The sequence below is a fragment of the Janthinobacterium sp. SUN206 genome (genome assembly GCF_030587305.1).
Classification (GTDB): Bacteria; Pseudomonadota; Gammaproteobacteria; order Burkholderiales; family Burkholderiaceae_D; genus Janthinobacterium; species Janthinobacterium kumbetense.
This window is the reverse complement of the sequence record NZ_JAPWIB010000001.1, coordinates 1,127,900-1,154,113: the sequence shown is the minus strand read 5'-3', so window position 1 is coordinate 1,154,113 and position 26,214 is coordinate 1,127,900. Positions and strand designations below refer to the sequence as shown.

25 protein-coding genes are annotated in these 26,214 nt (G+C 62.8%); 17 read left to right on the top strand and 8 right to left on the bottom strand.

What is annotated here, in order from left to right:
- Window positions 1–6: 6 nt before the first annotated feature.
- Window positions 7–1,998 (bottom strand): helicase-related protein, encoded by a 1,992-nt coding sequence (locus O3300_RS05055; protein ID WP_305052265.1) that lies wholly within the window; start codon window positions 1,996–1,998, stop codon window positions 7–9.
- 321 nt (window positions 1,999–2,319) lie between these two features.
- The gene (locus O3300_RS05050) at window positions 2,320–2,640 is read right to left on the bottom strand and encodes a hypothetical protein (protein WP_305052264.1); all 321 of its coding nucleotides are present in this window, start codon (window positions 2,638–2,640) and stop codon (window positions 2,320–2,322) included.
- A 24-nt stretch (window positions 2,641–2,664) separates the two neighbouring features.
- Here O3300_RS05050 and O3300_RS05045 point away from each other — a divergent pair, with 24 nt between their 5' ends.
- Window positions 2,665–3,015 (top strand): hypothetical protein, encoded by a 351-nt coding sequence (locus O3300_RS05045; RefSeq protein WP_305052263.1) that lies wholly within the window; start codon window positions 2,665–2,667, stop codon window positions 3,013–3,015.
- On the top strand, window positions 3,012–3,194 hold the full coding sequence (locus O3300_RS05040; RefSeq protein ID WP_143451532.1) for a hypothetical protein: 183 nt from the start codon (window positions 3,012–3,014) through the stop codon (window positions 3,192–3,194). Before O3300_RS05045 ends, O3300_RS05040 begins: the two co-directional genes overlap by 4 nt.
- 69 nt (window positions 3,195–3,263) lie before the next feature.
- On the opposite strand, the gene O3300_RS05035 is transcribed toward O3300_RS05040, so the two are convergent.
- Complete coding sequence (locus O3300_RS05035) at window positions 3,264–4,097, bottom strand: class I SAM-dependent methyltransferase (protein WP_305052262.1); 834 nt, start codon at window positions 4,095–4,097, stop codon at window positions 3,264–3,266.
- A 182-nt stretch (window positions 4,098–4,279) separates the two neighbouring features.
- Between O3300_RS05035 and O3300_RS05030 the strand changes: the two genes are divergently transcribed.
- A complete protein-coding gene (locus O3300_RS05030; protein ID WP_305052261.1) occupies window positions 4,280–6,709 on the top strand; it encodes a DNA internalization-related competence protein ComEC/Rec2 in 2,430 nt (809 codons plus the stop codon).
- A gap of 558 nt (window positions 6,710–7,267) precedes the next feature.
- Window positions 7,268–8,230 carry a hypothetical protein gene (locus O3300_RS05025; protein ID WP_305052260.1) on the top strand — a complete coding sequence of 321 codons (963 nt, stop codon included), beginning with the start codon at window positions 7,268–7,270 and terminating at the stop codon, window positions 8,228–8,230.
- Between the two features lie 281 nt (window positions 8,231–8,511).
- Here O3300_RS05025 and O3300_RS05020 read toward each other — a convergent pair whose 3' ends face one another.
- Window positions 8,512–9,435 (bottom strand): LysR family transcriptional regulator, encoded by a 924-nt coding sequence (locus O3300_RS05020; RefSeq protein WP_305052259.1) that lies wholly within the window; start codon window positions 9,433–9,435, stop codon window positions 8,512–8,514.
- Window positions 9,436–9,586: 151 nt separating this feature from the next.
- On the opposite strand from O3300_RS05020, the gene O3300_RS05015 reads away from it, so the two are divergent.
- The 5 genes from O3300_RS05015 (at window position 9,587) to O3300_RS04995 (ending at window position 13,090) form a co-directional block, all read left to right on the top strand.
- Window positions 9,587–10,348 (top strand): TSUP family transporter, encoded by a 762-nt coding sequence (locus tag O3300_RS05015; RefSeq protein WP_034756294.1) that lies wholly within the window; start codon window positions 9,587–9,589, stop codon window positions 10,346–10,348.
- A 21-nt stretch (window positions 10,349–10,369) separates the two neighbouring features.
- Entirely contained in the window at window positions 10,370–11,065 is a 696-nt protein-coding gene (locus O3300_RS05010) for an HAD family phosphatase (RefSeq protein ID WP_305052258.1), read from the top strand.
- Between the two features lie 58 nt (window positions 11,066–11,123).
- A complete protein-coding gene (locus O3300_RS05005) occupies window positions 11,124–11,924 on the top strand; it encodes an alpha/beta fold hydrolase (RefSeq protein ID WP_099667598.1) in 801 nt (266 codons plus the stop codon).
- Window positions 11,925–12,057: 133 nt separating this feature from the next.
- Window positions 12,058–12,627: a dCTP deaminase gene (gene dcd / locus O3300_RS05000; RefSeq protein ID WP_034755486.1), complete on the top strand. Its 570-nt coding sequence runs from the start codon at window positions 12,058–12,060 to the stop codon at window positions 12,625–12,627.
- 121 nt (window positions 12,628–12,748) lie between these two features.
- Window positions 12,749–13,090 (top strand): FlxA-like family protein, encoded by a 342-nt coding sequence (locus tag O3300_RS04995; RefSeq protein ID WP_305052257.1) that lies wholly within the window; start codon window positions 12,749–12,751, stop codon window positions 13,088–13,090.
- Window positions 13,091–13,131: 41 nt separating this feature from the next.
- Here the strand turns inward: O3300_RS04995 and O3300_RS04990 are convergent, their stop codons facing one another.
- Both O3300_RS04990 and O3300_RS04985 read right to left on the bottom strand, forming a co-directional pair.
- Window positions 13,132–14,625, bottom strand: a complete 1,494-nt coding sequence (locus O3300_RS04990) for an ATP-binding protein (protein WP_305052256.1) — start codon at window positions 14,623–14,625, stop codon at window positions 13,132–13,134.
- A 2-nt stretch (window positions 14,626–14,627) separates the two neighbouring features.
- Window positions 14,628–15,317 carry a response regulator transcription factor gene (locus O3300_RS04985; RefSeq protein ID WP_251348393.1) on the bottom strand — a complete coding sequence of 230 codons (690 nt, stop codon included), beginning with the start codon at window positions 15,315–15,317 and terminating at the stop codon, window positions 14,628–14,630.
- A 193-nt stretch (window positions 15,318–15,510) separates the two neighbouring features.
- Here O3300_RS04985 and O3300_RS04980 point away from each other — a divergent pair, with 193 nt between their 5' ends.
- Genes O3300_RS04980 through O3300_RS04965 form a run of 4 tightly spaced genes read left to right on the top strand, consistent with a single transcriptional unit; the run spans window position 15,511 to window position 17,645 of the window.
- Entirely contained in the window at window positions 15,511–15,984 is a 474-nt protein-coding gene (locus tag O3300_RS04980) for a Spy/CpxP family protein refolding chaperone (protein WP_099667602.1), read from the top strand.
- A gap of 15 nt (window positions 15,985–15,999) precedes the next feature.
- Complete coding sequence (locus O3300_RS04975; protein WP_305052255.1) at window positions 16,000–16,656, top strand: hypothetical protein; 657 nt, start codon at window positions 16,000–16,002, stop codon at window positions 16,654–16,656.
- Window positions 16,657–16,659: 3 nt separating this feature from the next.
- On the top strand, window positions 16,660–16,824 hold the full coding sequence (locus tag O3300_RS04970) for a hypothetical protein (protein ID WP_171985041.1): 165 nt from the start codon (window positions 16,660–16,662) through the stop codon (window positions 16,822–16,824).
- On the top strand, window positions 16,782–17,645 hold the full coding sequence (locus O3300_RS04965) for an intradiol ring-cleavage dioxygenase (protein WP_305052254.1): 864 nt from the start codon (window positions 16,782–16,784) through the stop codon (window positions 17,643–17,645). Before O3300_RS04970 ends, O3300_RS04965 begins: the two co-directional genes overlap by 43 nt.
- Here the strand turns inward: O3300_RS04965 and O3300_RS04960 are convergent.
- Both O3300_RS04960 and O3300_RS04955 read right to left on the bottom strand, forming a co-directional pair.
- Entirely contained in the window at window positions 17,642–19,087 is a 1,446-nt protein-coding gene (locus O3300_RS04960; protein ID WP_305052253.1) for a DUF1501 domain-containing protein, read from the bottom strand. The two genes, O3300_RS04965 and O3300_RS04960, sit on opposite strands and share 4 nt — an antisense overlap.
- A gap of 9 nt (window positions 19,088–19,096) precedes the next feature.
- Window positions 19,097–20,899: a DUF1800 family protein gene (locus O3300_RS04955; RefSeq protein ID WP_305052252.1), complete on the bottom strand. Its 1,803-nt coding sequence runs from the start codon at window positions 20,897–20,899 to the stop codon at window positions 19,097–19,099.
- Between the two features lie 412 nt (window positions 20,900–21,311).
- Between O3300_RS04955 and O3300_RS04950 the strand changes: the two genes are divergently transcribed.
- The 4 genes from O3300_RS04950 to O3300_RS04935 all read left to right on the top strand — a co-directional run bounded on the left by O3300_RS04950 (window position 21,312) and on the right by O3300_RS04935 (window position 26,207).
- Window positions 21,312–21,878: a hypothetical protein gene (locus O3300_RS04950; RefSeq protein WP_305052251.1), complete on the top strand. Its 567-nt coding sequence runs from the start codon at window positions 21,312–21,314 to the stop codon at window positions 21,876–21,878.
- A gap of 63 nt (window positions 21,879–21,941) precedes the next feature.
- Window positions 21,942–22,670 carry a hypothetical protein gene (locus tag O3300_RS04945; protein WP_305052250.1) on the top strand — a complete coding sequence of 243 codons (729 nt, stop codon included), beginning with the start codon at window positions 21,942–21,944 and terminating at the stop codon, window positions 22,668–22,670.
- A gap of 4 nt (window positions 22,671–22,674) precedes the next feature.
- Window positions 22,675–24,024 (top strand): hypothetical protein, encoded by a 1,350-nt coding sequence (locus O3300_RS04940; RefSeq protein ID WP_305052249.1) that lies wholly within the window; start codon window positions 22,675–22,677, stop codon window positions 24,022–24,024.
- Window positions 24,021–26,207: a hypothetical protein gene (locus O3300_RS04935; RefSeq protein WP_305052248.1), complete on the top strand. Its 2,187-nt coding sequence runs from the start codon at window positions 24,021–24,023 to the stop codon at window positions 26,205–26,207. Before O3300_RS04940 ends, O3300_RS04935 begins: the two co-directional genes overlap by 4 nt.
- Window positions 26,208–26,214: the final 7 nt, after the last annotated feature.

Below are 26,214 nucleotides of genomic sequence, written 5' to 3'. Positions count from 1 at the left end.
TGCTTTCTACGCTTGTTTGAACTTCTTCGAACGTCCGCGCGAAGCCGCATTGTGCGCGCGCAGGATGGAATCGACCCGCTCGGACGCATCGCGCGACAGGTTTTGCGCCACGGCGATATCGGGGAAGAATTCGGGCAGGCGGTAGCTGAGCCACGCATACGCGGAATAGTAGCGACACGTGTCTTCCACCTGCTGCAGATTCTGCGTGCCGCCGCCATACGCGTGCTGGCGCAAGGTAGACGTTTTTCCCTGCGACAGATTCTTCGCCCAGTGTTCCCACGCCGTTTGCAGGGACGGCACCTTGCTCGATATCGGCACCAGCGACAGGGTGAACTTGTCGGTCACGGACAGGGGCAGGGTGTCGAGCCAGATGGCGCGCTCTTTCTGGTCTTCCGTGATGCGGGGGAAGAAAAAGCCATCCGGCACGTCGATATTGTGGATGAAGCGGCGCAGCAGTTTCGACAGCGACAGCTCGCCCGTCACCGATGAAATGCGGTGCAGGTGTTCCAGCGACGGCGCCACGGCAAAGCCGCTGGTGTTCAGCGGATGCAGTTTTTCCTTCAGCAGCGCGCGCATCACTTCATGCGTCTCGTTGTCGTAGCCGGCCACGAGTCCCTCTTCATGCACGCCGTAGCGGCCTGCGCGCCCGGCGATCTGGCGCGCCAGCGCGGCCGAAATCTCTTCCTCCTCGCGGCCATTGTATTTGACGCAGGTGGTCATGACGATGCGCGCGATCGGCATGTTCAGGCCCATCGCCAGCGCGTCCGTGCCGACGACGATATCGGCCGTGCCGTCGCGGAAGCGCTGCGCCTGCGCGCGCCGCACTTCCGGCGACAGGTTGCCGTACACAGTGGCCACCGACAACCCCGTTTCCGTGATCATGTCGCGCCACATCAGCACTTCGCGGCGCGAAAAGGCGATGACGGCGTCGCCGCGGCGCAGGTTGCGCACCTTGCGCACGGCCGTAGGCTCCATCGACAGGGGCGCCATGCGTTTCAGGACATGCACCTCCAGCGGGCAGTCCAGGCGCTCGGCCAGCGCCTCGATGGCGCGCCGCGCTTCGGGCGCCCCCACCAGGTAGACGGTGTGGGCGGGCGCGCCGCAGACGGCCGCCGTCCATGCGGCGCCCCGGTCCGGGTCGGCCAGCATCTGGATTTCATCGATGACGGCCACTTCGACGACGGTTTTCGTGTCCAGCATTTCCACCGTGCTGGCCACGTGCGTGGCGCCGTCGACGACCCGGCGCTCCTCGCCCGTGATCAGGCTCACGGCCAGCGGCTTGCCGTGCGGCGCGGCTTCCTGCAGGCGTTCGTAGTTTTCCAGGGCCAGCAGGCGCAAGGGGGCCAGGTAGATGCCGCTCTTTGCCTTGACCAGCGCTTCCATGGCGCGGTGCGTCTTGCCGGAATTCGTGGGCCCGAGCAGGGCGACGAAGCGGCGCGGCAGGCGGCGCGCCATCTCGAACGAGGCGGGATATTCTGCCAGGTTGATGCTCTGGCGCGTGCGCGCCGCATGCTGTTCTTCCTGCTGGCGCTCGATGGCGTGATTGAAACGCTGGCGGATGCGGTCGAACACCATGCCGGCCGGCTCCGACGTCTGCATGTCGGCCAGTGTGTGCAGGAAGACCATCGGGTCCGTGTCCACGTCCTCGCTCAAGCCCGCGATATCGGCGACGAAATCGATCACGTGCTGGCGCAGCTCCTCGAAGACGGCGGCGCTGGCCCGTTCGCGCACCAGGGCCAGCTTGGTCTCGCGGTCCATCTTGCGCCACTTGGCCGGCCGCGCCAGCACGCCCTGGCTTGGTACCAGCGCATATGGCACCACCAGGTGGCCCGCCTTGACGACGCCGGAAAAGCGCACGAAGACGCGGCCTTCCATCTTGACGAGGCGGATATGCTCGGCCAGTTCCCCCAGTTCCGCGACCAGGGTGGCGTCGTTATTGTCTTCAGTGCTGTCGGAAATGTCGGTGGAAGTATCGGGAGGAAGTGCGGAGGAAGTCATGTCGTGCCTGGGTGTTGAAGTAAGCGAGGCCGATTATACCGTGCGCAGGGTAAAGATTTTGTCCGGCGCGCGGTGCGGCCGCTGCAGCAGCGCTGATCTTGAAAGCGGTGATACCTGGGCTGGATAAGCTTCCGGCAAGCGTGGAAAACAGCGCTTCCACGGTATCGCGAATCAGGTTGCCTGGATGCGAAAAGGGCAGGCGATATCTGACGGTTTGCGCTTGCCGGTTTTTGCCTGTTGCGCTTATATCCGGCTGAAAAATTATCAAATATATTTTTATTAATAATGTTTAATTTTTTTAATTTAATTGTGGAATCTAAATTATCTTAACATTGATGGTGACAGAGAGTCTGTTTCTATCAGCGTATGGCGACGATATTTACATGGTGTGCAGATTGTTTTTTTGCGGGGCAGGCTTGCACATATTCGCTTGCGTGCATCGGCAATAAATAAACGCCGCGTTGTTCCAATGGCTCCAACGGCAGCCGGCGCGCCGATGACGGCCACCGAGACTGCAGATTTGAAATTCAACCTGGCGCACAGTGAGCGAACCGCGCCTGCAATGTTGATTGCATGAGCAATTGTGCAGCGGGGTGAAATGAATTGAATTATCTTGACAATTAATAATGGTGAGCTGATCATGGCCTCAGATTTTTCGAGGAAGTTTTGGCATGTTTTCAAAAACATCTGAAATCGACGGCGATATGCGGCATTATTTTCGCTGGCGGTCTTGCTATCGGCTGGGGCGTGCCGAATTTATATGAACGGCTGCAGCGTGCGTATGGCGAAAGGAATCACAGCGCGTATTTTGCCGGCACCGCCACCAAGGTTGTTGTGTATGGCACGCAGACCTGTTCTTATTGCGCGAAAGGGCGCGCCTGTCTCCAGGATTTCCACTTCGCGCTGACGCACAGCCAGCTAGCGATGAACCAAGACATACCTGTGTATGTGGCCCTGCGCCGGAGGATGGCGCGCGCAGGGATTCATCAGCCATCCGACTTGAGGAGAACACCATGAATAAAAAGCTCGCTGCGTTTCTTTTTGCGACCGGTCTCGGTTTAGCCGTGACTGCGACGCCAGCCTTTGCCAGCTGCTATAGCGCCTGCGCCGCCGAATGGCGGGCTTGCATTGCCAGCGGTACGTCTCAAGCCGAGTGCGGCGCCGAGCGGTCCGCCTGCCAGCAAGGCTGCAATTGACAGGAGAGCGCAGCCCGCCAGCGTAGCCTGTTGCCATCGACACCAGCAAGCCATGGCGTCGATGGCAGTTCAGGCGGCACGCGCGCGTACCAGGCGCAGGCCCCAGCCGGTGGCGATCTTGCCATCGCCGTCTTGCAGCGGCGCCATGGCCTCCATGAGCGCGCTGCGCAGGCGCCGCCTGGCGCCGTCGTCCAAGCGGTCGATATCGTAGGTGTCCAGCAGGGCGGTCCACAATTCGCCCGGCGTGGGCGTCCATGGCACGTCGATATCGTCAAACGCGACGTCTGCGAAACCGGCATCGAGCAGTTCGCGCCAGCCCGCTTCCGATCCAGCGCGCCGGTCGCCGAAGCGCATGCTTGGCAGCGCGTCACTGGCGATCGGCTTGAACACGCGCATGAAAACGTCGTTGACTTCGCCCAGCAAGAATGTCCGGCCGACGATGGCCGCAAACTGGCCAGCGGGACGCAGCACGCGGCGCATTTCGCGCACGACTTGTTCTATGTCGTTCATCAGCATCAGCGCCATGTGCGACACGAGATAATCGACGCTGGCCGATGGCAGGTCCAGCGCCTGGGCGCGTCCCAGCAGCAGCCGCACGGAAGCGGGCAGGGCTGCGCGCGCGGCGGCCAGTTCCGTTTCGCTCATGTCGGCGCCGAGCAATTGTAGCCGGGGCTGCCGCCTGGCTGCCAGCAAACCCAGCAGATGGCCATCGCCGCAGGCCAGATCGAGCACGCTCGATGGCTTGTCCGCGCTTGGTATCAGGCTGGTCAGCACGTCGTAGGACGAGGCCCAGCCGCGGGCGCGGGAACTGGCCGGCAGATGGGCAAACGCGGCGCTGGTGACGCCCACTTGCCTTTGATGAAAGTCCTGCAAATAGGTTTCGGCCGCTGTCAGTGGTGTCATGCAAGGTTCGCAAGTCATGGCGCCTTGGCGCCGGATGGTCATCTTAGCATGCGGAAAGTGTCGCCAGCGGTGGCGGCGGATGGCGTGCAGGGCCGCGCTTATCCACGCCACCATTGCGCCAGATCAGAGGGGAAATAATGGGAAAGGGCACAGTGGCTGAATCCCTTTCGCGTCGAGTTCCCATGCGCACCCTGATACTCGGCTTTGCCGCTGGCGCCGCCTGGTTGCAGACGCAGGCAAGCTTGCCGCCGCATGCGGGCGTGCTGCTGTGGGGGATCGTGGGCGCAGGGTGGGCGGCGAGTGTGGCGCTGCGCCGTCACGCGCGCTGGGGCTCCGGCTGGCGCTGCTTTGTTGCGCTTGCCGCTGGCGTGGGACTGGGCTTTTATTGGGCGGCCTGGCTGGCCCAGGCCGCCATGGCGCCGCAGCTGGCGCTGGCCGATGAAGGGCAGGACATCATCGTCACGGGCACCGTTGCCAGCCTGCCGTATCGCTTCGAGCAGGGCGTACGTTTCAATTTTGCCGTGGAAAAGGCGGTTGGCGCACAGGTTCCTCCCTTGATCGCCCTGTCCTGGTACGCGGGTTTTCGCGATGAGGTGACGAACGAGGTGGGCGACGTGCAGCCGGGCGAGCGCTGGCGCCTCACCGTGCGGCTGCAGCGTCCGCATGGCAATGCGAATCCCATGGGCTTCGACTACGAGGCGTGGCTGCTGGAGCAGGGCGTGCGCGCCACGGGCTATGTGCGGCCGCAGCCGCGCGCCGATACGCCGAACGTGCGCCTGGCTGCCTTCGTGCCCGGCTTTGGCAATGTGGTGGAAGCGAGCCGCGCGGCCTTGCGCGCGCGCATACTGCGCAGCCTGGAAGATAGGCAGTATGCGGGCGTGATCGTGGCGCTGGTGGTGGGCGACCAGCGCGCCATCCCCCAGTCGGACTGGCAAGTATTCAACCGCACGGGCGTGAGCCACTTGATCTCTATCTCGGGTTTGCACATCACGATGATCGCGGGACTGTTCGCCCTGGGCGCAGGCACGCTGTGGCGGCGCTCGTTTTTTACCGACTGGCAACTGCCCTTGCGGCTGCCGGCGCAAAAGGTGGCGGCGCTGGCCGGCGCGTTGGCAGCGTTCCTGTATGTGCTGCTGGCAGGCTTCGGCGTGCCCGCGCAACGTACCTTGTATATGTTGCTGGTGGTGGCGCTGGCCCTGTGGCTGGGGCGCATTACCAGCATCGGCCATATCCTGTGCCTGGCGCTGGGCGTGGTGGTGCTGCTCGACCCGTGGGCCGTGCTATGGCCTGGTTTCTGGCTGTCGTTCGGCGCCGTCGCCACCATGCTGTATGCGACGGCAGGCCGCACCACGGTGCCCTTGCCGCAGCAGGCGGGACGTTGGCGCCGCCTGCGCGCGGCCGTGGCGCTGGGCGCGCACACGCAGTATGTCGTGACGGTGGGGCTGGTACCGTTGACGATGCTGCTGTTTTCGCAAGTCTCACTGGTTTCTCCTGTCGCCAATGCGCTGGCTATTCCCGTCATCAGCCTGGTCGTCACGCCCCTGTCTCTGGCTGGCAGCCTGCTGCCGGCGCCCCTTTCCGATGGACTGTTGCTGCTGGCGCACGCCATCGTGCAGATGCTGGCACAGGTGCTGGACTGGCTGGGTGCGCGCCGCTTTGCCGTGTGGACGGCGCCCGCGCCGCCAATGTGGAGTTTTTGCTGGGCATTGTTCGGCACGGCATGGCTGCTGGCACCACGGGGATGGCCCCATCGCTGGGCCGGCATGCTGGGCTGGCTGCCCTTGCTGACGGCCTTGCCGTCCAGCCCGCCGCCGGGCCAGCTATGGGTGACTGCCTTTGACGTGGGACAAGGCATGGCCGTGCTGGTGGAAACGCACGGCCACCGCCTGCTGTACGACACGGGCCCCGCCTACAGTCTCGATTCCGATGGCGCCAGCCGGGTCATCGTGCCTTACCTGCGCGCGCGCGGCATCGCCAGGCTCGACGGCGTGATCATTTCCCACAGCGACCTCGATCACGCGGGCGGCGCTGTATCCTTGCTGGAAAACGTGCAAGTCGGCTGGCTGGCCTCGTCCCTGTTCGACGGCCACCCGGCCATCGAGGCCCGTCGCCAAGCCCGGCTCCCGTACCTGCACTGTACGGCGGGCCAGAGCTGGACCTGGGAAGGGGTGCATTTCGCCATGTTGCACCCCTTGCCCGCCAGCCATACGGACATCAGCTTGACGCCGAACGCCCGCAGCTGCACCGTGAAAATCACGGCAGGCAAGCATGCCATCTTGCTGGCCGGCGACATCGAAGCGGCGCAGGAAGCGCAATTGCTGGCGCGGTCGATGGAGGGCGAACTGGCGGCCGACGTGCTGCTGGCGCCGCACCACGGCAGCGGCACGTCATCGACGCCGGCGTTTTTGAGCGCCGTCCATCCGGCCCTGGCCATTTTCCAGGTGGGGCACCGCAACCGCTATAAACATCCGAAGGCGCAGGTGTATGCGCGCTATGGCGACATGGGCATTACCCGCTTGCGCACGGATGTCGAAGGGGCGGTGGCGATGGCGTTTGGGGACAATATCGAGGTGACGCAGTATCGGGCCAGTCGACCGCGCTACTGGCATTAAATAAAGCTCTGCGGTGTCGCTAAACTTTATAGGTCTTTTTTTGTTAAAGAGCTTTTTCTATTGCGGAGTAGCTTATAAAGTGTAACCATAAACACTTCACTGTGCGATCAAGCGAATTTATTTCATTTCTATCAAGGGTGTAGGGTGTCTTTGGTAATGTCTTGTTATCTAAAAGTGCGGAAAAAGAGCATTCCTTCAGATAAAGTCCCATGCATTGGGGAGTTTTGCCGGTTTATAGGGTAAGTAGTGCATGTTAGTGAGTTAATTGTTTCTAAGGTGATTTGTTGGATATTCGAATATTTTTGCGATCTATGAGAAAGTAAATTGCCGTAAATGTTATTTTGGATTTTTTGTAATAAATTTATATCGAGTATTGATTATGAGTAATTTGTTAATTATTTTTTTGCGTTGCAATAATATTTACGGGATTGGGTAATATTTAAAGGTGTTGCGTGTTATTTAAAAGCATGAATTTAAGTTTCGCAATTAAAAATCATTATTTTTGTTGGTATTTTTATTTGTATTTTATCCTTCATTATTTTTGACAATATGTGCCATATGCCTACGATTGCAGGAGTTAAAGTTTTTCCACCAAATTCTTGGGATGAGTTCGAAGATATTACATTGTCTGCCGTGAAAATTCGATGGGAAAGTCCAGATTTTTTTCGTAATGGTCGCCCAGGACAGCGCCAAGATGGTGTTGATATTTTTGGAATAATAAACGGAGTGACACCAATTGGGATTCAGTGTAAGAATACAGTAGATGAATTGTCAGAAAAAATAATTTTGAAAGAAATAAGAAATGCGGAGTCGTTTAATCCTCCAATTGCAATTTTGTACGTTGCGACAACGTTAAATCGTGATGCTAGGTTGCAGGAGAAGGTACGTATTCTGTCCGCAGAAAGGACGCTTCAAGGGAAATTTCCGGTACACGTACTTTTCTGGAGTGAGGTTGTGTTTGATTTGACTAAAGATAAGGCTGAGTTTTTTAAGTATTATCCTGATTATGCTCCAGAGCCATTGCAAACATCAGTTCAATCCGATAATGGTCATCTAGTGTTCAGTATTGAACAGATGAGAATAGAACGCCATCCTTCATTTTCAGGAAAATCTATCCGAAGGCTAGCATTGATTAAGGTAGGTGGTTTGGTAACTTTTTTTGGAGGTGTGTCATTATTTTTGACGTTATTTTCCTCGTTTTTTGGAGTATTTTCAAATTGGACTCCTTTGGCGATGTTGATTTTTTTTGTCGGGATGATGCTATTGGTTACTCCGTCGGTACTCAAGCGGCGGAGATTTGAGTGTATTTGGCTGAGGAGATTTTATGTGGAATTGAGTGCAGCGGACAATTTGTATATTAATAGCCTTACTGCAATATGTCCTTGGTGTGAGTCAAATATGGTTTTGCGTCATTGCGGTGATAAGGATGAGTCCAAGGAGGATATTTTTATTTGTGAAAGAAATCCTAGGCAGCACACAGTGATATTGGATCCTACTCTGTTACCGGAAATTGAGGATTAGTCTTTTCGAGAGGTATGGGAAGGAGATTTGTGAATTTTTTTTGGTTATTGGGTTTGTTTTATTTGTTTTTATTTTTGAGGAATATTTATTTTGAATTTTTAAAATTTCCACCTTGTTTTAAATTTAATTTTTCTTTTATTTTTTTGTGTTGCTAAATTGTGATAGCGTTTTAACATCTCTCTGTAAAATAAATGAACTTTGGTGCCAGTGCTGAATGACCGTTCTTGAGTCCGAAGATGCCAACTCTGCTGCGCACTGTTGCCGGCATCGGTCAATTGCAACTAGCTCGTCCTTTCATCGGGTATCTCCAGTCCCCGCTGCCGGACATACTCCAGAAACAACCGCGCCCCCTTGGCCATCCTCGACGTGCCGTAGACGGCATGAATGCTGGGGTCCAGCTCCTTCGATGACGTCAGCCGGTACGCCGTACAGACCCTGCGCAGGGTGCCGTTGGCCACGGCCGGTTCCGCCAGCCAGCTGGCCAGGCGCACGATGCCGGCGCCTTCCAGGGCCGCCTGGAAGGTGGCGATGCCGGAAGTGAAGCGGAAGCGGGGCTGCACCTGGTAGCGCACGTTGCGTTCGCTGGAAACGAAATGCCAGTCGCGCAGGATGCGGGGGGCCGAGTGCATGATGATGTCGTGGCCGGCCAGCTCTTCCGGTTCCCCGGGCGCACCCATGCGTTCTATATAGTCGGGCGAGGCGTACATGTAGCGGCGGTAATTCCACAGGGGGTAGCCGATCAGCTCGCTGGACTGGGGAAAGGCGCCGCGGATGGCAAAGTCCAGCTTTTCCTGGATGGGGTCGATGGATTTGTCCGAGAAATGGATATCCACCGACACGTTCGGGTAGTCGCGCGAGAATTGCGCCACCACTTTCGGCAGGAAGCCCAGCGAGAGGATTTCCGGCGCCGACAGGCGTACCCAGCCTTGCGGGGAATTGCTCAGTTCCGCCAGTTGGTCTTCCGCCTCGGCCTGCGTTTCCAGCAAGTGCTTGGCCGACGCGTAATACGTTTCGCCGGCCGTCGTCAGGGTGAACTGCTTTTGCGTGCGCAGGATCAGCTCGGCGCCGATGGCGTCTTCGAGGAACTGGATGGCGCGCGTGACGGCTGACGGCGAGCGCCCCAGCATGCGCGCCGCGTGGATGAAGCTGCGCTTTTCCACCACGGTGCAAAAGGCGCGGATCTCCCACATCAGTTTCATCGACATTGCGTGACTCCCGGCAAAAGAGGCCAGTAGACCGCACGGGGCGCATTCCGTCAAGCGTTACGCCTGATTGCGTTTTCCGCAATATGAAGTTGCATCCGGAAAAATCCACGGCGCCTATACTGCCGCTGTCGCCCATTCCTCATTGCCTATCATGTTGACCATCTCGCTGCTGTGTTTATTTGCCTTCTTTGCCGGCCTGATCGATGCCGCCGTGGGCGGGGGCGGGCTGATACAGCTGCCGGCCCTGTTCAACCTGATGCCGAACATGGCCTCGACCTCCTTGCTGGGCACGAACAAACTGGCCTCCGCCTGCGGCACCACGTTTGCCGCCCGCTCGTTTGTCGGCAAGGTGCACATCCCGTGGCTGCTGGTGCTGCCGGCCGTGGCCAGCGCCTTTGTCATGTCCTTCATCGGCGCGGCCGCCGTGTCGTATGTGCCGCAGCAGGTGGTGCGTCCCATGGTGCTGGTGTTGATCATCATCATGGCCATCTACACCTTCATCAAGAAGGATTTCGGCACGACACGCGAAGCGCGCCCCATCGGGCCGCGCGAACGCATCCTCGCCATCGTCATCGGCGGCGCCATCGGCTTCTATGACGGCCTGTTCGGGCCGGGCACGGGCAGTTTCCTGATTTTCCTGTTCATCCGCGTCTTCGGCTTCGATTTCATCCTCGCCTCGGCCTGCTCGAAACTGGTGAATATCGCCACCAACGTGGCCGCGCTGGCCTTTTTCATTCCCGCCGGTCACGTGGTGTATGCCGTGGCTGCGCCGATGGCTGTGTGCAATATCCTGGGCGCCCTGACGGGCACCTGGATCGCCGTGCGCCGCGGCGCCGCCTTCGTGCGCATTTTGTTCCTCGTGCTGCTGGTGTTGCTGATCGTCAAGTTGTCCTACGACATCTTCTTCAAGTAAGTTTCTGAACGACAACAAGCCATGAAAACCATCCAGGGCGTGCTGTGGGACAACGATGGCGTGCTGGTCAACACCGAGCAGCTGTTTTACGAAAGCAACCGCGACTTGCTCTTGCCCTACGGCATAGACCTGACGCCGAAGCAATTCTTTGACTGGTTCCTGGACAATAACTATGGCGCCTGGCATGTGCTGCTGGGGCAGGACCATGATATCGAGCTGGTCGAGCGCCTGCGGGCCGAGCGCACCGCGCTGTTCGCGCAACGCTTGCGCCAGGCGCGCCAGCTGGCCATGCCCGGCATCGGGCAAGTGCTGGCGGCGCTGCGCCCGCACGTGGCCATGGGCGTCGTCACCAGTGCCTACGAACAGCATTTCCGGATCAGCCATGCGGCCACGGGCTTGTTGCGCCACTTCGATTTCGTGCTCACGCGTGAAATGTATGGCGAAAGCAAGCCGGCGCCCGACGGCTACCAGCTGGGTTTGCAGCGCCTTGGCCTGGCCGCCGCCGACTGCGTGGCCGTGGAAGACTCGCCGCGCGGCTTGCGCGCCGCCAATGCGGCCGGACTGGAATGCATCGTCGTGCGCAATCCCATGAACCGTCACCATGCGTTCGACGACGCTTTTTGCGTCGTGGATTCAAACGCCGAGCTGGGCGAAGTGCTGGCGGCGTTCGTGCCCGGCATGGCCCATGCGCCCCGGCAATTAGAGTCCTTCCTCTGATACGTCTTGCCGGCATGCCATTACAATTGTTTATCGCATTCACCGGCACCGACCCACGATGACCCTCCCGCAACTGCACTTTGCCCATGCCAACAGTTATCCAGCCGGCACTTACCGCAAGCTGTTTGGCTTGCTGGGACAGCATTACACCGTGCAGGCGCTCGACATGCATGCGCACGATCCCGAATACCCCGTCAGCACGGGCTGGCCAGAGCTGGTGCGCGAGTATATCGACGACCTGGAGCGCCGCTACAGCGCGCCCGTGATCCTCGTCGGCCATTCGCTGGGCGGCATGCTCAGCGTCATGGTGGCCAAGCAGCGTCCCGACCTGGTGCGCTGCGTGGTCTTGCTCGATTCGCCCGTGGTGGCGGGCTGGCGCGCCTTGCTGGTGCGGCTGGCGCGCAACACGGCGCTGGGCGAGCGTTACTCTCCCGCCCGTTTTTCCGCCCGGCGGCGCAAGCTGTGGCCCGATGCGCAAGCTGCGTATGAGCATTTTGCCGCCAAGGACATGTTCGCCATCTGGGCGCCGCAAGTCTTGCGCGATTACATCGACAGCGGCCTGGCGCCACATCCGGACGGGGTGCAGTTGCGCTTTACGCGCGAAGTGGAAACGCAGGTCTACCGCAGCTTGCCGCACCACATCGGCGGCCTCGTCAAGGACGGATTTCCAGTGCCCATCGGTTTTATCGGCGGCACGGAATCGGTGGAATGCCGCCAGGCGGGCTTGACGGCCACGCGCAAGCTGGTCGGCAAATTTTTCCGCCAGGTGCCGGGCGGGCATCTGTTTCCCATGGAAAACCCGGAACTGACGGCGCAAGTGGTGCGCGAGATGATCACCTCGCTGTTGGCTAAACACTAGCCGACTGGCAAGGATTTTCAGCGGGCAAGGGCCAAAAGTGGCGGTTTTTCGCGTAAAATCCTGCCATCCGGGCCACGCCTGCAGCAGGCGTGCGGCCCCAGCCATTCCGATATTCTAGAAAGATACCCCTGCGATGACGATTAAAAGCGATAAATGGATACGCCGCATGGCGGAAACAACGGGCATGATCGAGCCGTTCGAACCGGGCCAGGTCAAGGAACGCGACGGCAACCGCATCGTTTCCTACGGCACCTCCAGCTATGGCTATGACATCCGTTGCGCCGACGAGTTCAAGTTGTTCACCAACATCAACACCACCATCGTCGATCCGAAGGATTTCGACGCGAACAACTTCGTCGACGTGTCCGGCAAGGGTTATTGCATCATCCCGCCGAACTCGTTCGCGCTGGCCCGTACCGTCGAGTATTTCCGCATTCCCCGCAACGTGCTGACGATTTGCCTGGGCAAGAGCACGTATGCGCGCTGCGGCATCATCGTCAACGTCACCCCGTTCGAACCGGAATGGGAAGGCTATGTGACCCTGGAGTTTTCCAACACGACACCGCTGCCGGCGAAAATCTACGCCAACGAAGGCGTGGCGCAAGTGCTGTTCTTCGAGTCCGATGAAGTGTGCGAAACGTCGTACAAGGACCGCGGCGGCAAATACCAGGGCCAGGTCGGCGTAACGCTACCCAAGACCTGATTGCGGTGAAGGGAGGGGCGCCAGCCGTCTTTCCCTGTCTTTACCTGCCTTTACACCTGCGGCACTACATCCGCGCCCATGCTTGCCGTTAACCTTGGTATCGAAACACTGAGGAGGCATCATGGTAGCGGCAATCGGTTCAGGCGGCGCGGTCAGCGCGGCGGGGAGCGCCAGTTCGGGCAGCAGTTCGCAGATCGCGGCGCTGCAAAAGCAGATCACGGCGGCGCAAAAGCAGTTGACGGAGTCGCAGAAGGGCGAGCAGACGGAGGCGTCGCAAAAGCTGCAGCAGCAGCTGGCGCAGCAAATCCAGGCCTTGCAGGCGCAAATTGCCCAGTTGCAAGCTGCCGCCGCGCAGAAGGCGGCGCAGCAAGATGCTCAGCCGGCCAGCAGCGCCGATACGGCGACGAGCCCGGCCAAATCGACCTCGTCTACCCTGGGCAGCATCATCGATACGCAAGCGTAACAGCAACTCCGCGCATAAAAGACGCCAGGCTCGCCGACAGGTCAGCCTGGCGTTTTGACGGGCAACAACATTTCCACGCACAGTCCGCCACCGCTGCGCAAGCTGGCCCCGATGCGGCCGCCATGGGCGTTGATGACGTGCTGGGCGATGGCCAGGCCCAGGCCATGGCCGTCCGTGCTGTGCTGGGTATTGCTGGCGCGGAAGAAAGGTTCAAAAATGCGGGCCAGGTCGGCGCTGGCCACGCCGGGTCCCCGGTCCAGCACGGCGATGCGCAAGCAATCATGCTGGCGCGACAGTTCGACATCCACCGTGCCGCCGTCGGGGCTGTGCTTGATAGCATTGCGCACCACGTTTTCCACGGCGCGCGCCAGCAGTTCGGGCTGGCCCGTGACGCTGGCGTCGGCCATGGCCGCGTCGACCGCCAGGTCGATGCCCATCAGGCGCGCCCTGGCTTCATAGCGGGCGTCGTCCACGATGTCGTGCACGAGGTCGGCGATGCCGACGTCTTCGCTGTGCGCGTGCCCCGCGCCCGCTTGCACGGCGCCCGCTTCCAGCCGCGACAGGGTCAGCAGTTCACCGATCAGCTTATCCATGCGCTCGCTTTCGCGTTCGATGCGCTGCATCGAGGCGGCCATCTTTTCCGGCTGCTGGTGCGCCAGGCCGATGGCGGCCTGCAAGCGCGCCAGCGGCGAGCGCAGCTCATGCGAGACATCATGCAGCAAGCGCCTCTGGCTGTCCATGAGGCTGCGCAAACGGCCCGTCATGCGGTCGAAATCGCGTCCCAGGTCCGTCAATTCATCGCCGCGCTTGCCGCTGGCGTGGAAGCGCGGCGCCAGGTTGCCGTGCGAGGCGGCCTCGAACGCCTGCCGCAGGTCGCGGATGGGACGCGCAAAATACCAGGCCAGCAAAAAGGCGAACAGCAGGCTGGCGGCGATGGCGGCGGCCAGGGGAATGAAAGTGCGATAGGGGCTGTCCATGCGCGGGCCGGGCGGCATGCCGCGGCCGAATTCGCCGCGTGGCGGCGGGGCGCCCGCTTCGCTGGGGCGTGGACCTGGTCCCATGGTGCGCGGGCCGCTCAGGGTGACGGCGTTGAGCGTGTCGCGCGCGGCGCCCGCCTCGGCATTGCGGAAGCGTTCGGACGAGGGCAGGAACAGCAGGTAGCGCTTGCCGTCGCTGCCGGCCACGTCGCGCACGACGGGATGAGCCTGGCTTTGTTGCAGCATGGCGCGCGCCTTGGCCAGCATGGCGGGATGCACGGCGCGGCCCATCAATTCTTGCCCTTTGGCATCGACAGCAAACACGCGCATGCGTTCGAGCTTGCCCAGGAATTGCCGCAAGGCCTGGCTGCCGCCCGCTTCCACGGTGGCGCTGGCGGCCTCGATGATCATTTGCGCGGGCGGGCTGGTGTCGATGTCGAGGGCCCGTTCCTGCTGCGCGGCCCGGTTTTTCAGCCAGAAGGTGCCGCCGATGCCGATGGTGGCCGTCACTTGCGCCAGCATGATGCACAGAAAAAACTTCCAGAACAGACGGCCCACGCTTACTCCTTGATCAGCTGGTAGCCGAGACGGTACACGGTTTGCAGGCAGGAACGGCCATCGGCCAGGCTGCCCAGCTTGCGGCGCAGGCTGCTCAAATGCACGTCGATATTGCGGTCGAAGCGGGCCATGGGCCGGCCCAGGCCCAGTTCGGACAGCTGATTCTTGCTCACGGGCTTGCCCGCATGGCGCACCAGCACTTCCAGCAGGTTGAATTCCGTGCTCGTCAGCTCCAGGTGCGCGCCGGCCCAGGCAACGCGGCGCTGTTCCGGCCACATCGTCAACTGGCCCACGGTCAGCGGCGCCAGGCCCGACGTGTCCTGCGGCGCCGCTTGCGCACGGCGCAGGATGGCGCGGATGCGCGCCGTCAACTCGCGCGGCGTGCACGGTTTTGTCACGTAATCGTCGGCGCCCAGCTCCAGGCCTACGATGCGGTCCGTATCGTCGCCGCGCGCCGTCAGCATCAGGATGGGCAGGTTGCTGCCGGCGCGGATGCGGCGCAGGGTTTCCAGGCCATTCATGCGCGGCATCATGACGTCGAGGATGGCGATGGCGTACAGGCCCGTCAGCGCCTCGGCCGCGCCGCTTTCGCCGTCATGCACGGCGCGGGCGTCAAAACCTTCCTGCGTCAGGTATTCCTGGAACATGCCGACCAGTTCCACGTCGTCATCGATTAACAAAACCTTGCTCATGCCTGTGCTTTTTTCGGGTGAATATCGCCCGATGATAGCAGTCAAAGGGGGCCGTTCAGGGCGGTTTTACCCGCTTTTACATACGTCCGCTTACATTTGCGCACCTTCCTTTACACGCTTTTACGCCGCCCTAACGTTGCTTTACATGCCAGACGCCCACAATCAGGGCTGATCGCCACGAAAGGAAAGCCCGATGAAATACCTGAGTATTGCCGTATCCCTGTTGCTGCTGTCCGCCTGCAGCATGCCGCTGCTGGCGCTGGCCCAGCAAGAAGCTGCACCCATGGAAGGGCCGCCGCCCGGCCTGCTTCACGGACCCGGCGGACCCGGTGCGCCGGGCTTGCCGCCATTCCTGCGCGGCATCGACTTGAGCGAAGCGCAGCAGGACAAGATTTTCGCCGCCACCTATGCCCAGGCGCCCTTGCTGCGGGAACAGGAAAAGATCGCCTTCAAGGCCCATGCGCAACTGCGCGCGCTGGCCGCGTCCAGCGCCTACGACGATGCGAAGGCCAGCGCGCTGGCCAGCACGGCGGCGCAAGCCATGGCGCAGATCAGCTTGCAGCAGGCGCGGCTGGAACAGCAATTGCTGGCCGTGCTGACGCCGGAGCAGCGCAAGCAGGCGCAGCAGCGGGGCGACAGCCGCCCCGGCCCGCGCCGCCCCCAATAAGCACAGGAGAGTGAGATGAGCATCAGTGCCTTGAGTTCGACCAGCGCCGCCAGCCAGCTGAGCGCGTTCAGCCGCCTGGGCGGCGGCAACAATACCGGCAGTACCAGCGGCGCGGGCGGCACGCGGCCGTCAAAACCCGACGATGGCGCATTTCTCGACGCTATTTCCAGCGCCTTGTCATCGATCGGCGTGACGGTCGATGCCAGCGATGGCGAAAGCGCGACGGACGGCACCAGCGCCGCCGGCAGCGGCGACGCGGGCCAGGCGCTGGGCGCCTTCCTGCACCAGCTGATGGGCAGCCTGCATGCACAGAGCGGTGGCGGTGCTGGCGGGCAAGAAGAGGGGGCAGAGCCGCCTTCGGGGCCGCCACCCGGCGGTGGCGCGCGCGGCGGTCCCGGCAATATCGAGTCGGATTTGCAAAGCCTGCTGCAAAAACTCTCGTCGTCCGGCAGCGATGCCAGCGACAGCGCGCAGAGCGCGGACAGCAGCGTGACGGACTTGCAGTCCAGCTTTGCCAGCCTGCTCAGCGCGCTGGGCGGCGATGAGGGCGGCACGAGCAGCAGCAGCAGCAAACTGAGCAGTTTCCTGCAGGCGCTGTCGGGCAGCCTGGGCGCGGCGAGTGCGGGCGGCAGCCTGTCCGCCAGCGGCAACCTGGTCGATACAACGGCTTGAGCCATGGAACGCAAGCTCGCCATCGCCGCCAGGAAGGCGCTCGCGCAACGGGCCACGCAGGCGCTGTTCCTGTGCGCCAGCCTGAGTCCTGCCTTGGCGAGCTTGCCCTATTTGATGGAATATATATGGACTTACATGATCACGGTCTGGCATCCGACCTCGAAATGATGCGGCAACAGGCGTTTGAACGGCGGCAAGTCCTGCGCTGGCTGCTGGCCGGCGCCGCCACCTTGCCGTTGATGAGCTGCGGCGGCGGGTCGGACGCCAGCGGCACGGCCGCGAGCGGCGGCGTCACAGGTACGTCCGGCGGCGCCGGCAGCGTCACGATACCGACCGCGGGCGCCTGCACGGTGATTCCCGAGGAAACGGGCGGGCCGTATCCGGCCGATGGCACGAACACGAATGGCGGCAGCATCATCAACGTGCTGAACCAGTCGGGCGTGGTGCGCAGCGATATCCGCGCCAGTTTCAACGGCGCCACTGGCGTGGCGGCAGGCGTGCCCTTGACCATCAATTTGCAGTTGCTCAACGCCAGCGGCGGCTGCGCCAGCCTGGCCGGCTACGCCGTCTATCTGTGGCATTGCGACCGCGACGGCCTGTATTCGCTGTATTCGAGCGGCGTGACGGCGCAAAATTATTTGCGCGGCGTGCAGGAAACGGACAGCGCGGGCAACCTTGCCTTCACGACCATCTTTCCCGGCTGCTACGCGGGGCGCATGCCGCACGTGCATTTCGAGGTCTATCCCAGTCTGGTCAAGGCTGCTTCTGCCGCGAACCGCATCAAGACGTCGCAGTTCACGTTCCCGATGGCAACGCTGAACGAGGCTTACGCGGCCAGCGGCTACACGGCCAGCGTGCGCAACCTGGCGCAGATCAGCTATGCCACCGACAATGTCTTTGCCGACGGCACCAGCTTGCAGATGGCGACGGTGACGGGCAATGCCACCGATGGTTATGTGGTCACCCTGACGGTGGCCGTGAACGGTTAAGTTGCCGTCATGAAACCGAGGTCGCGCCGGCTGAAGTTGCCGATGTTCGGGAACACGTCGGCCAGCTGGCTGTCGGCCACGCCGAACCATTTGGCCAGGGTGGCGCCATACTGGTCGACGGAGGTGGTCGGCAGCAGGGAGCCGGAACCCACGTCCAGCTCATGGCCCAGGCCCGTGGCGGGGAAGGCGCCGTAGATGTCGCGGCCCTTCACGGCGCCGCCCACGACAAAGTGGTGCGCGCCCCAGCCGTGATCCGTGCCGTCGCCGTTGCTGCTGAAGGTGCGGCCGAAGTCCGACGCCGTAAACGTCGTCACCTGGCGCCGCACGTCGGCGCCCTGCAGGGTGGCCAGGGTCGCGTCGAAATACGCGAGCGCGTGCGCCAGACGCGCCATCAGGTCGCCGTGCAATTCCTTTTGGCGGTCATGCGTGTCGAAACTGCCCAGTGTCACATAGAACACTTGCCGTTTCGCCCCCAGGGGACCGCGCCCGCCGATGATGCGCGCCACCGTCTGCAATTGCACGGCCAGCTGGTTGACGCTGGACGCGCCCGTGTTCGGGTTGATGTAGGGCGGCGGATTGGGCACGCCGCCCGCGCCGGCCGCCAGCATGGCGCCGCTCAGCACGCTCTGGCTGGAAATGGCGCGCTGCACCGTCGCCACGTGTTCCTGCTCCATCATGTCGTCGCCCGCCGTGCTGATGATGTCGCGCAAGGCGGTCTCGCCTTCGGTGGTGCCGAACAGGTAGCCGCCGCCGATATTGCGGATCGGCACGGCGCCTGCCTGGCCCACCTGGAACTGGCGCACCTGGCGCCCGCTCAGGAACAGCGCGTTTGACGCGGCCGAGATGGCCGTAAACGTCGCATTCGCGTTACCCGTGCCGAGCAGGTCGCCCAGGCGTCCGCCCCAGCCGATGCTGGCGCCTTCCGGCAAGCCCGATTGCCAGGTCGATTGCTGGTCGTTATGCGAAAACAGTTTCGGCGGCAGCGCCACATTGCCCGCCTTGTATTGCGCCAGGGTCAGGGGCTGGATCAGGGTGCCCACGTTGGCAACGATGGCGGCGCGGCCGCCGTCGAACAGGTCTTTCACGGGAGCGAGGGCGGGGTGCAGGGCAAAGCTGCGGCCCGTTTGCGCCGTGGCCGGCGTGATCGGCAGCACGCCGCCCGTTTCGCCGACGCCGGGCAGGTGGATCGAATCGTTGCTGCCCGTGTTGCGCAGGCGCAGGTATTCGCTCCACGATGGCGTGTCCGTGGCCAGCACCGTGTTGAAGGAATCGTTGCCGCCGGTCATGAACAGGCAGACGAGGGCCTTGTAGTCGTCGGCGGACTGGGCCGCGGCCTGGCCCATGGCGGCCAGGTTGAGGGCGAATGGCGTGGCCGCGCTGCCGGCCAGGCCCAGCATGGAGCCGAGGAAGCGGCGGCGCGAGAAATGAGAGGTGATGGTCATGCTGCTTCCTTATTTTTGAACCAGGTATTCAGGCGAGGCCATGGCCAGGAAAATGGCCAGGTGCACGCGGTAGGTTTTTGCCGTCGTCACTTGCGCGGCATTGCTGCCGCTGGCAGGGGGAATCGCGATGCTCGTGACGGCCGCCAGGATCTTGCCGCGCAGCCGGGACGACATATTGCCGGACATTAACAGCAAGTTGACCCGGTCCAGCAAGGCGGCGGGCTGGTCGGCCAGGGCCACTTCGGCCGAGTAGTCGGCTTGCACGGCGCTGTTTTCCGCCACGCCGCCGCGGATGGCGTCCTGCATGAAGTTCAGGTAACCGGTGACGGATGGCTCCGACGTGATCTGCATTTCCGGCGCCACCAGGCCCGCCGTCGCCAGCGCCGAATTGGGCGGCACGTACGAGGGGCGGAAGTAGTTGAAGACGGACGGCGCGTTCATGGGATTCTGCCCCAGTCCCGACAGCGGATCGCTCAGGTAATAGATGCGGTACTGCAAGGCCGCATCTTTGGCGTGAAAGGCGCGCATCCAGTTGCCCAGACGCACAAGCGGTTCGCGCAATTTGCCCGTGCGCAGGCTGCTGCCGGCTGGCGCCAGCGCGTCGGGGTCGAGCAGCACGGCGCGGATCACGGCCTGCATGTCGCCGCGCACGCCAGAACCATTATTGGCGAAGGCGGCCGCAACCCTGCCCACATAGGCCGGGCTGGGGTTGCTGGTCACCAGGCGCTGGATCAGCTGGCGGCCGAAGAAGGGGCCGGCATTCGGATGGTTGAACAGGGTGTCGAGGACCAGCGCCATGTCCGCTTCGCCGCCGGCGGCGCCCGCCGCGCTCACGCCCAGAAAGCGCTTTTCGCTGGTGGAGTGGTACGCCGCATAGTTCTGCATCGGTTTCCAGTCGCGGTCCGGATCGGCCACGCTGCCAAAGAAACGGTTCGCGCCCTGGTCCGGGCCGGCCCAGCTCCAGCCCGTAAATACTTTTGCCAGGCCGCCCACATCGTCGCGCGTGTAGGTGTCGATGGGCTTGCCGCCGGACAATTTCAATGAACCATCCGCATTCAGCTGGTACAGGCCGATGGTAAACAGCTGCATCACTTCGCGCGCGAAATTCTCGTCGGGCGTACGCGTGGCCGATTCCTTCTGGTTGCGCAGGTGCGACAGGTACAGCCCCATCATCGGATGGGTGGCCACGCCCTGCAGCAGGTTGCGGAAGTTGCCGAACGCATGTTGCCCCAGCATGTCGTAATAGCTGGCGACGCCCCGCGTTTGCGTCCATACGCTCTCGTTTTGCGTGGACACGACGAAGATTTCCGACAGGGCAAAGGCCACGCGCTGGCGCAACTGGTCGTCGCCGCGCACGGCTTGCTGCCAGAACGACTCGTAAAAGTCGTTCGGCACGGCCTTGGTGGCCGCCGTGCCCGCCACGGGATACTTGGCGTCGATATATTTGCGGTGCAAGGTTTGCGGCTTGGAAAACTGCGCGCGGAACCAGGCGTCGCTGTCGCTGGCGGCGAGGGCGTCGATGGCCGCCATGTCCGGCCCGAACGTGGCGCGGCCCAGGAAACGCGACGCTTCCGCGCGCGTGAAGGTGGCTGTCTGGTTGGCCGGCGGCGTGGTCAGGGGCGGCGGCGGGATCGTGTCGCCCGGCTTGGTACCGGGGGTGGCCGGATCGCCGGGGGCGGTGGTCGCGGGCGGCACGACCGATATGTCCGGGTTCTGGGTGGCGCCGGTCTTGCTGTCGCCGCCACCGCCGCAGGCGGCAAGCAGGCTGAGTAATGTGATGGCCAATAAACGGCGCAAGGTAGGGTCTATCATTTAGTTTCTTTCAGGCAATCAAATTCTGGCCCATTAATTGTAGGGCTTGCCTACCAAAATCCTGTTTCCAATTAACTATTTACGTGTTGGCCACGTTTATTTTTATCGTCCGTTGGTATGGTATTGGTGGTGTTTTTGGCGGGGTAGCGCGAAGTTTGCTTTTTAAAAATGAAAAATATTTTTTGCCGATAGCGGGCACTGTGGCGGATAGGCGACGTAATCATTCCTGCCAATTAAGCTTGTTTGAAAGCTCATCTTGACAACGAAACCCGCTTCGCCGGAAACCATGGTTTTTACGCTATCGGCGAAACGCCGTTCGCCGTCCTGTCCCATTCTTCCCCTGCGCCGGACTGGCATGGCCCTTGCATCAGGGAGGCATGGGCCACCCGCCCGCCTTCCACCGGAGCCTGTCATGACCAGCCGCCTGCTCGCCTATCGTCCCGAAATGGAATTGCCTGACGCGCCGGGCATGCTGCCGCTGCAGCAGGAAGATGCGCTGGCGCTGGCGGCGCAGTTGCTGGAATTGCAAGGGCCGGCCCAATTCGATGCTTTCCTGGCGCACCAGCTGGGCGCCACCGCGGCGGGCCAGCAAGTGCGCGGCACGCCGCTGGAAGGGCCGCTGCGCCAGTTGCTGGGCAAGGTGGTGGCGCCCTTGCTGCCACTGCATGGTGGCTCGCCGCAGGCGCTCAAGCGGCGCGCTGCGGCCATCTTCGGCATGGAACTGGAAGGATTGAGCCCGGAAGACAAGGAATTCGAACTGGCGCGCCAGGTCGTGCACCTGATCGATGCCGTCAACACGGCGCTGGTGCAGGACGGCGTCCTGGGCGCGCGCGACCCCAGGACGCGGGTGGACGCGGCCCTGCTGCAAGTGGCACGCCGCGTGGCGCCAGGCTTGCTCAGGCAGGCGGCGCAAACGCCGGGACGGGATGCTGGCCATTGGCGCCGCGAGGGCGGGCACATCGTCGTGCTCGATTGTTAGCCGGACGGCTGCTGCGTCCGGCACTGTTATGTCAACCGAGGTGCTAACTTTGAGGAGTTCATCATGCATGACTTGGATCGTACGACCCTGGAATACGGACAGGAAATGTCCGGCTTTGAAGCGGAACAGTTCGAGTTTGGCCAGGGCGATTGGAGCGGCGAGGGCGGCGCGAGCGCCATGTTTTCCGAGGCCGAGGAGATGGAACTGGCGAATGAATTGTTGTCGGTCAGCAATGAAGCCGAACTGGAACAGTTTCTCGGCAATTTCCTGCGCAAGGCCGCCTCCGTGGCGGGCGGCATCATCAAGTCGCCCGTGGGACAAGCGATCGGCGGCGTGCTCAAGGGCGTGGCGAAGAAGGCCATTCCCCTGGCGGGCGGCGCCATCGGCGGCTATTTCGGCGGCCCGCTGGGCGCCAAGATCGGCAGCGGCCTGGCCTCGGCCGCCGGCAGCGCTCTGGGGCTGGAAGCGGAAGCGTCGTCGAACGAAGACCGCGAATTCGAGGGCGCGAAGCAGTTCGTGCGCCTGGCGGCCGATACCGTCAACCGCGCCGCGCAAGCGCGCGGCAATGGCGACCCGCGCGCCGTCGCCCAGGCGGCGGCCAGCGCGGCGGCGCGCCAGTTCGCGCCAGGCTTGCTGGGCCGCCCGGGCGGCCAGGTCGCCACGCAGAACGGCAGCGGCCCAGCTGCGGGGGGCGGCATGGCGCCGGCCGGCGTGCGCAGCCAGGCCGGCATGCGGCCATCCAGCGGCCGCTGGGCGCGCCAGGGCCACAAGATCGTTCTGTACGGCGTGTGACATCATGGCCATCGGCGCTTATGCAGCCTGGATGCTGGAGCAGGAGGCGCGCTCGCTGCTGACGCGGCTGGCGCGGCTGGAACCGTTTGCGCTGATCGAGCCGACGGTGCTGGCGGCGTCCCTGATGCCCGGCGCCCAGTCGGCCATCGAAAGCCAGCTGGTGCAGGGCCGGCGCGCCTTGCGGCGCATGGTGGCCCAGTTCCAGTGGTGGCTGCAGCGCGAGCACGCCGACGGCGCCAGCATGGCCACGGCCGCCGAGGCCCAGCGCCGCTTCACTTTCCTGCGCCTGAAGTTCAATGCCGCGCTGACCCAGTTCGACCTGTTCAACGAAGTCATCACCCAGCGCAGCGAGCACAAGACGGGCGTGTGGCTGGCCGGCCTCGACATCGTTGCCGCCGATGCGCTGGCGCTGCCCGGCGATGTCTACCAGGCGCCGCCCGTCATCTGCTACCTGGACCGGGGGCCTGGCGCGGCCATCCGCCGCGCGCGCACGCGCCTGCCTGGCGGCGGTGACAATCCCGTCGCCATCATCCGCCTGCCGCGCGAACGCATGATCGGCAGCGGCATCGCCTCGTCGCTGGTGCACGAAATAGGCCACCAGGGCGCGGCGCTGCTGGACCTGGTGGCGTCCTTGCGGCCCGTGCTGCAAGCCATGCAGCACGGCGGCAGCGGCCTGGTGCACGTGTGGCAGTTGTGGGAGCGGTGGATTTCCGAGATCGTGGCCGACTTCTGGTCGCTGGCGCGGGTCGGCGTGGCCGCCACCCTGGGCCTGATCGGCGTGGTGAGCCTGCCGCGCGTGTTTGTCTTCCGCCTGAATATCGACGATCCCCATCCGGTGCCATGGCTGCGGGTGCGCCTGAGCTGCGCCATGGGACGGGCCTTGTATCCGCATCCGCAGTGGGACCGCCTGGAACAGTTGTGGCTATCGTACTACCCGCTGGCCGGCTTGCCGCCGGCCCGGCAGCGGCTGCTGGAACAGTTGCAGGCCAGTATGGATGCCCTGGTGGGCTTGCTGGTGCAGCACCGGCCGCCGGCCTTGCGCGGCGGCTCGCTGGTCGAAGCCATGGCCGTGCACACGCGCCAGCCGGCCATGCTGGCGCAGCTGTTTCGCAGCTGGACCCTGGCGCCGGCGCAGATGTACCAGGCGACGCCGACCCTGGTGTTCGCCGTGCTGGGCCAGGCGCGCGCCAGCGGCACCTTGAGCCCGGAAGACGAAAGCGAGCTGCTGGGGCGTTTGCTGACCCACTGGGCCCTGCGCAGCACCCTGGACACGTCGGAGCTGTGCGCGGATGTCGTGCGGCATGGCCGCCGGTCCGGCAGGCCGTTTGATTATCCATTGAGGAGAATGACATGAGCAGCAAGATGAGCAGCAAGATGAGCAGCAATATGGGTGGCAAGATGGGCAGCAGGAGCGGGGCGGCGGGCCAGGCGGGGCCGAAACAGCAGGGCGGCAGCATCGTCGTCACCGTGCACGAGCAGGACAGCGGGGCCATGGTCGTCAATGCCGCGATCAGCCTGTACCGGGGCGCCGACGCGGACTGCCATGATTTCAATGCCGCCGCCTGGCAAGCCGACCCCGCCATGCTGGTCGGCGTGCGCTGGACGGATGGCCGTGGCGGCACCGTGTTTGCCGACCTGGCGACGGGCAGCTACGTGGGCGTGTATGGCAATTTCCCCGCCACGGCGCCCCAGTGCGTGACGGTGCAGGCCGGCTGCAGTGCCGTGCTGTGCTTCAAGCCGCAGCTCAACCCGCAGGTGGGGCTGGCCTTCGAAACGCCGGACTGCCATCCCAGCGACTGCAATTTCGGCAGGGTGGGCGACCGCGCCGTGGCCACCGTCTCGTTTGACGGCGATCAAAGCGCGGACGGGCGCGACCAGGTGCAGGTGCTGGCCGCCGCGCCATGGGTACCCATGCGCGGCACGCCGAACGCCTTTTCCACACCCGTGCGGCGCGCCGGCATGCACCGTTTCATGGCGCAGATGATGCTGTCGCAGCGGCCCGACCTGCGCGGCGCCTTGCCCGTGCCGGAAGGGCTGAGTCCGAACGCCATGCTGGCCGTGGATGCGGAATACGAGACGGAAGAGCGCCAGCCGCAGCCCATCTCGGGCAATGTGGGCGTGTCGCTGACGCGCACGGAAACGGAACCGACGGAAGACTTGCCCCTGTGGACCTTGATACGCAACAGCACCGAGGCGATGTCGTTTACAAATTACCTGCATTTCATGGACAGCCTGTTTTGCGGTGACCTAGCCGCCGTGCGCGGCTTCGAGCAGGAGCGCTTCGTCAAAAAGGCCGACATGTTCCAGCAGCTCAAGCAGCGCCGCGCGCTGCCGTTCTCCGATTCGGACTCCTACCGCGTGCTGAAAGTGGCGACGGAAGCGTTCGTGATGGTCAATTGCGGCGTGCTGAACCAGCCGCTGGCCTTCAATCCGGCCGAAGACAACGCCTATCTGGACCGGCGCGACATCCCCCAGGGGCGCGACCTGGAAACCGTGCTGCGCAACGATTACCTGGAAAACATCGACGGCTTCCAGACCTTGCCCTATCTGGCCGTGATCCGGCGCAAATTGCCCGACATCCCCATCAGCATCCCGCGCGGCCAGGAAGGCGAAGTGGACCTGTGCTTCGGCATCATCCAGGAAAAGCTGGCCAATCCCTGCCTGCTGGAACTGATCTGGTCGTACTGGCACGAAGAGGGCATGCTGGTGCAGACCATGAACGCCATCGCGCAACGCTTCCAGAACCTGCGCGCCCCCGGCGGCGGCCTCGACCCCCTGTCGAACACGGAAATCGACATGCTGCGCCCGCTGAATAACTTGCTGTGGGGCTACACCCAGGATGAGCAGCACCGGCTCACCGTGGTGCGCCGCAACTATGAGTATGACCATCACTACGGCGTGCGCCTGGACGGCAAGGCAGTGCAGCACTTCCGGCCGGCCGACAGCCGCTCCAAATTCCTGGAAGCATTCCACCACCTGCTGCGCCTGTTGACCTCGTTCTACAAGCAGGATGACGACACCACCGTGAAGGCGGACGCCTTCCCCGTGCTGAATGCCTTGAAGGAAATTCATTTGATCCTGTCGCAGGGCGCGCACAACCAGTTCGGCGACTTGCCGTCCACGGCGCGCATCGAGATGCTGATGCAGCAATGGATGCTGGCGCGCCCCGAATTCCGCGAATTCTTGCCGACGCGCGTGATGGTGGCCTATCCGGAACCGTGGATGGACCGGGTCGATGCCATGAAGAAACTGCAAGGCTGGACGGATACGAGCGTGATGCATTTCCGTAACCTGGCCATCTTTGGCGAGCAATTGCTGCTTTCCGTGCGCTATGGCAACTGGAGCGACATCTACGAACCCACGCAGGCGTTCAACTGGGCGCGCTTCTGGCGCCCGCAAGTGCAGGGCTATATCCACGGCTACCGCGCCGCCACCGGGGTCGACCTATCCGTCGACAGCAGCGACCCGGCGATCGAAGCAACGATGCCCTCGGTATTGCTGCGCCAGCGCCTGAGCCAGCAGCTGCGCAGCGTCTAGGACGGGA

Excerpts from the sequence above, each read along its gene's own strand:
- O3300_RS04975 (WP_305052255.1), top strand. The coding sequence starts at position 16,000 with ATGAGCATCAGTGCCTTGAGTTCGACCAGCGCCGCCAGCCAGCTGAGC.
- O3300_RS04955 (WP_305052252.1), bottom strand. The coding sequence starts at position 20,899 with ATGATAGACCCTACCTTGCGCCGTTTATTGGCCATCACATTACTCAGC.
- O3300_RS04980 (WP_099667602.1), top strand. The coding sequence starts at position 15,511 with ATGAAATACCTGAGTATTGCCGTATCCCTGTTGCTGCTGTCCGCCTGC.
- O3300_RS05020 (WP_305052259.1), bottom strand. The coding sequence starts at position 9,435 with ATGTCGATGAAACTGATGTGGGAGATCCGCGCCTTTTGCACCGTGGTG.
- dcd (WP_034755486.1), top strand. The coding sequence starts at position 12,058 with ATGACGATTAAAAGCGATAAATGGATACGCCGCATGGCGGAAACAACG.
- O3300_RS04995 (WP_305052257.1), top strand. The coding sequence starts at position 12,749 with ATGGTAGCGGCAATCGGTTCAGGCGGCGCGGTCAGCGCGGCGGGGAGC.
- O3300_RS05025 (WP_305052260.1), top strand. The coding sequence starts at position 7,268 with ATGCCTACGATTGCAGGAGTTAAAGTTTTTCCACCAAATTCTTGGGAT.
- O3300_RS04940 (WP_305052249.1), top strand. The coding sequence starts at position 22,675 with ATGGCCATCGGCGCTTATGCAGCCTGGATGCTGGAGCAGGAGGCGCGC.
- O3300_RS05010 (WP_305052258.1), top strand. The coding sequence starts at position 10,370 with ATGAAAACCATCCAGGGCGTGCTGTGGGACAACGATGGCGTGCTGGTC.
- O3300_RS04960 (WP_305052253.1), bottom strand. The coding sequence starts at position 19,087 with ATGACCATCACCTCTCATTTCTCGCGCCGCCGCTTCCTCGGCTCCATG.
- O3300_RS04970 (WP_171985041.1), top strand. The coding sequence starts at position 16,660 with ATGGAACGCAAGCTCGCCATCGCCGCCAGGAAGGCGCTCGCGCAACGG.
- O3300_RS05035 (WP_305052262.1), bottom strand. The coding sequence starts at position 4,097 with ATGACACCACTGACAGCGGCCGAAACCTATTTGCAGGACTTTCATCAA.
- O3300_RS05015 (WP_034756294.1), top strand. The coding sequence starts at position 9,587 with ATGTTGACCATCTCGCTGCTGTGTTTATTTGCCTTCTTTGCCGGCCTG.
- O3300_RS04935 (WP_305052248.1), top strand. The coding sequence starts at position 24,021 with ATGAGCAGCAAGATGAGCAGCAAGATGAGCAGCAATATGGGTGGCAAG.
- O3300_RS04965 (WP_305052254.1), top strand. The coding sequence starts at position 16,782 with ATGGACTTACATGATCACGGTCTGGCATCCGACCTCGAAATGATGCGG.
- O3300_RS05005 (WP_099667598.1), top strand. The coding sequence starts at position 11,124 with ATGACCCTCCCGCAACTGCACTTTGCCCATGCCAACAGTTATCCAGCC.
- O3300_RS05030 (WP_305052261.1), top strand. The coding sequence starts at position 4,280 with ATGCGCACCCTGATACTCGGCTTTGCCGCTGGCGCCGCCTGGTTGCAG.
- O3300_RS04950 (WP_305052251.1), top strand. The coding sequence starts at position 21,312 with ATGACCAGCCGCCTGCTCGCCTATCGTCCCGAAATGGAATTGCCTGAC.
- O3300_RS04985 (WP_251348393.1), bottom strand. The coding sequence starts at position 15,317 with ATGAGCAAGGTTTTGTTAATCGATGACGACGTGGAACTGGTCGGCATG.
- O3300_RS05050 (WP_305052264.1), bottom strand. The coding sequence starts at position 2,640 with ATGATCAGCTCACCATTATTAATTGTCAAGATAATTCAATTCATTTCA.
- O3300_RS05055 (WP_305052265.1), bottom strand. The coding sequence starts at position 1,998 with ATGACTTCCTCCGCACTTCCTCCCGATACTTCCACCGACATTTCCGAC.
- O3300_RS05040 (WP_143451532.1), top strand. The coding sequence starts at position 3,012 with ATGAATAAAAAGCTCGCTGCGTTTCTTTTTGCGACCGGTCTCGGTTTA.
- O3300_RS04945 (WP_305052250.1), top strand. The coding sequence starts at position 21,942 with ATGCATGACTTGGATCGTACGACCCTGGAATACGGACAGGAAATGTCC.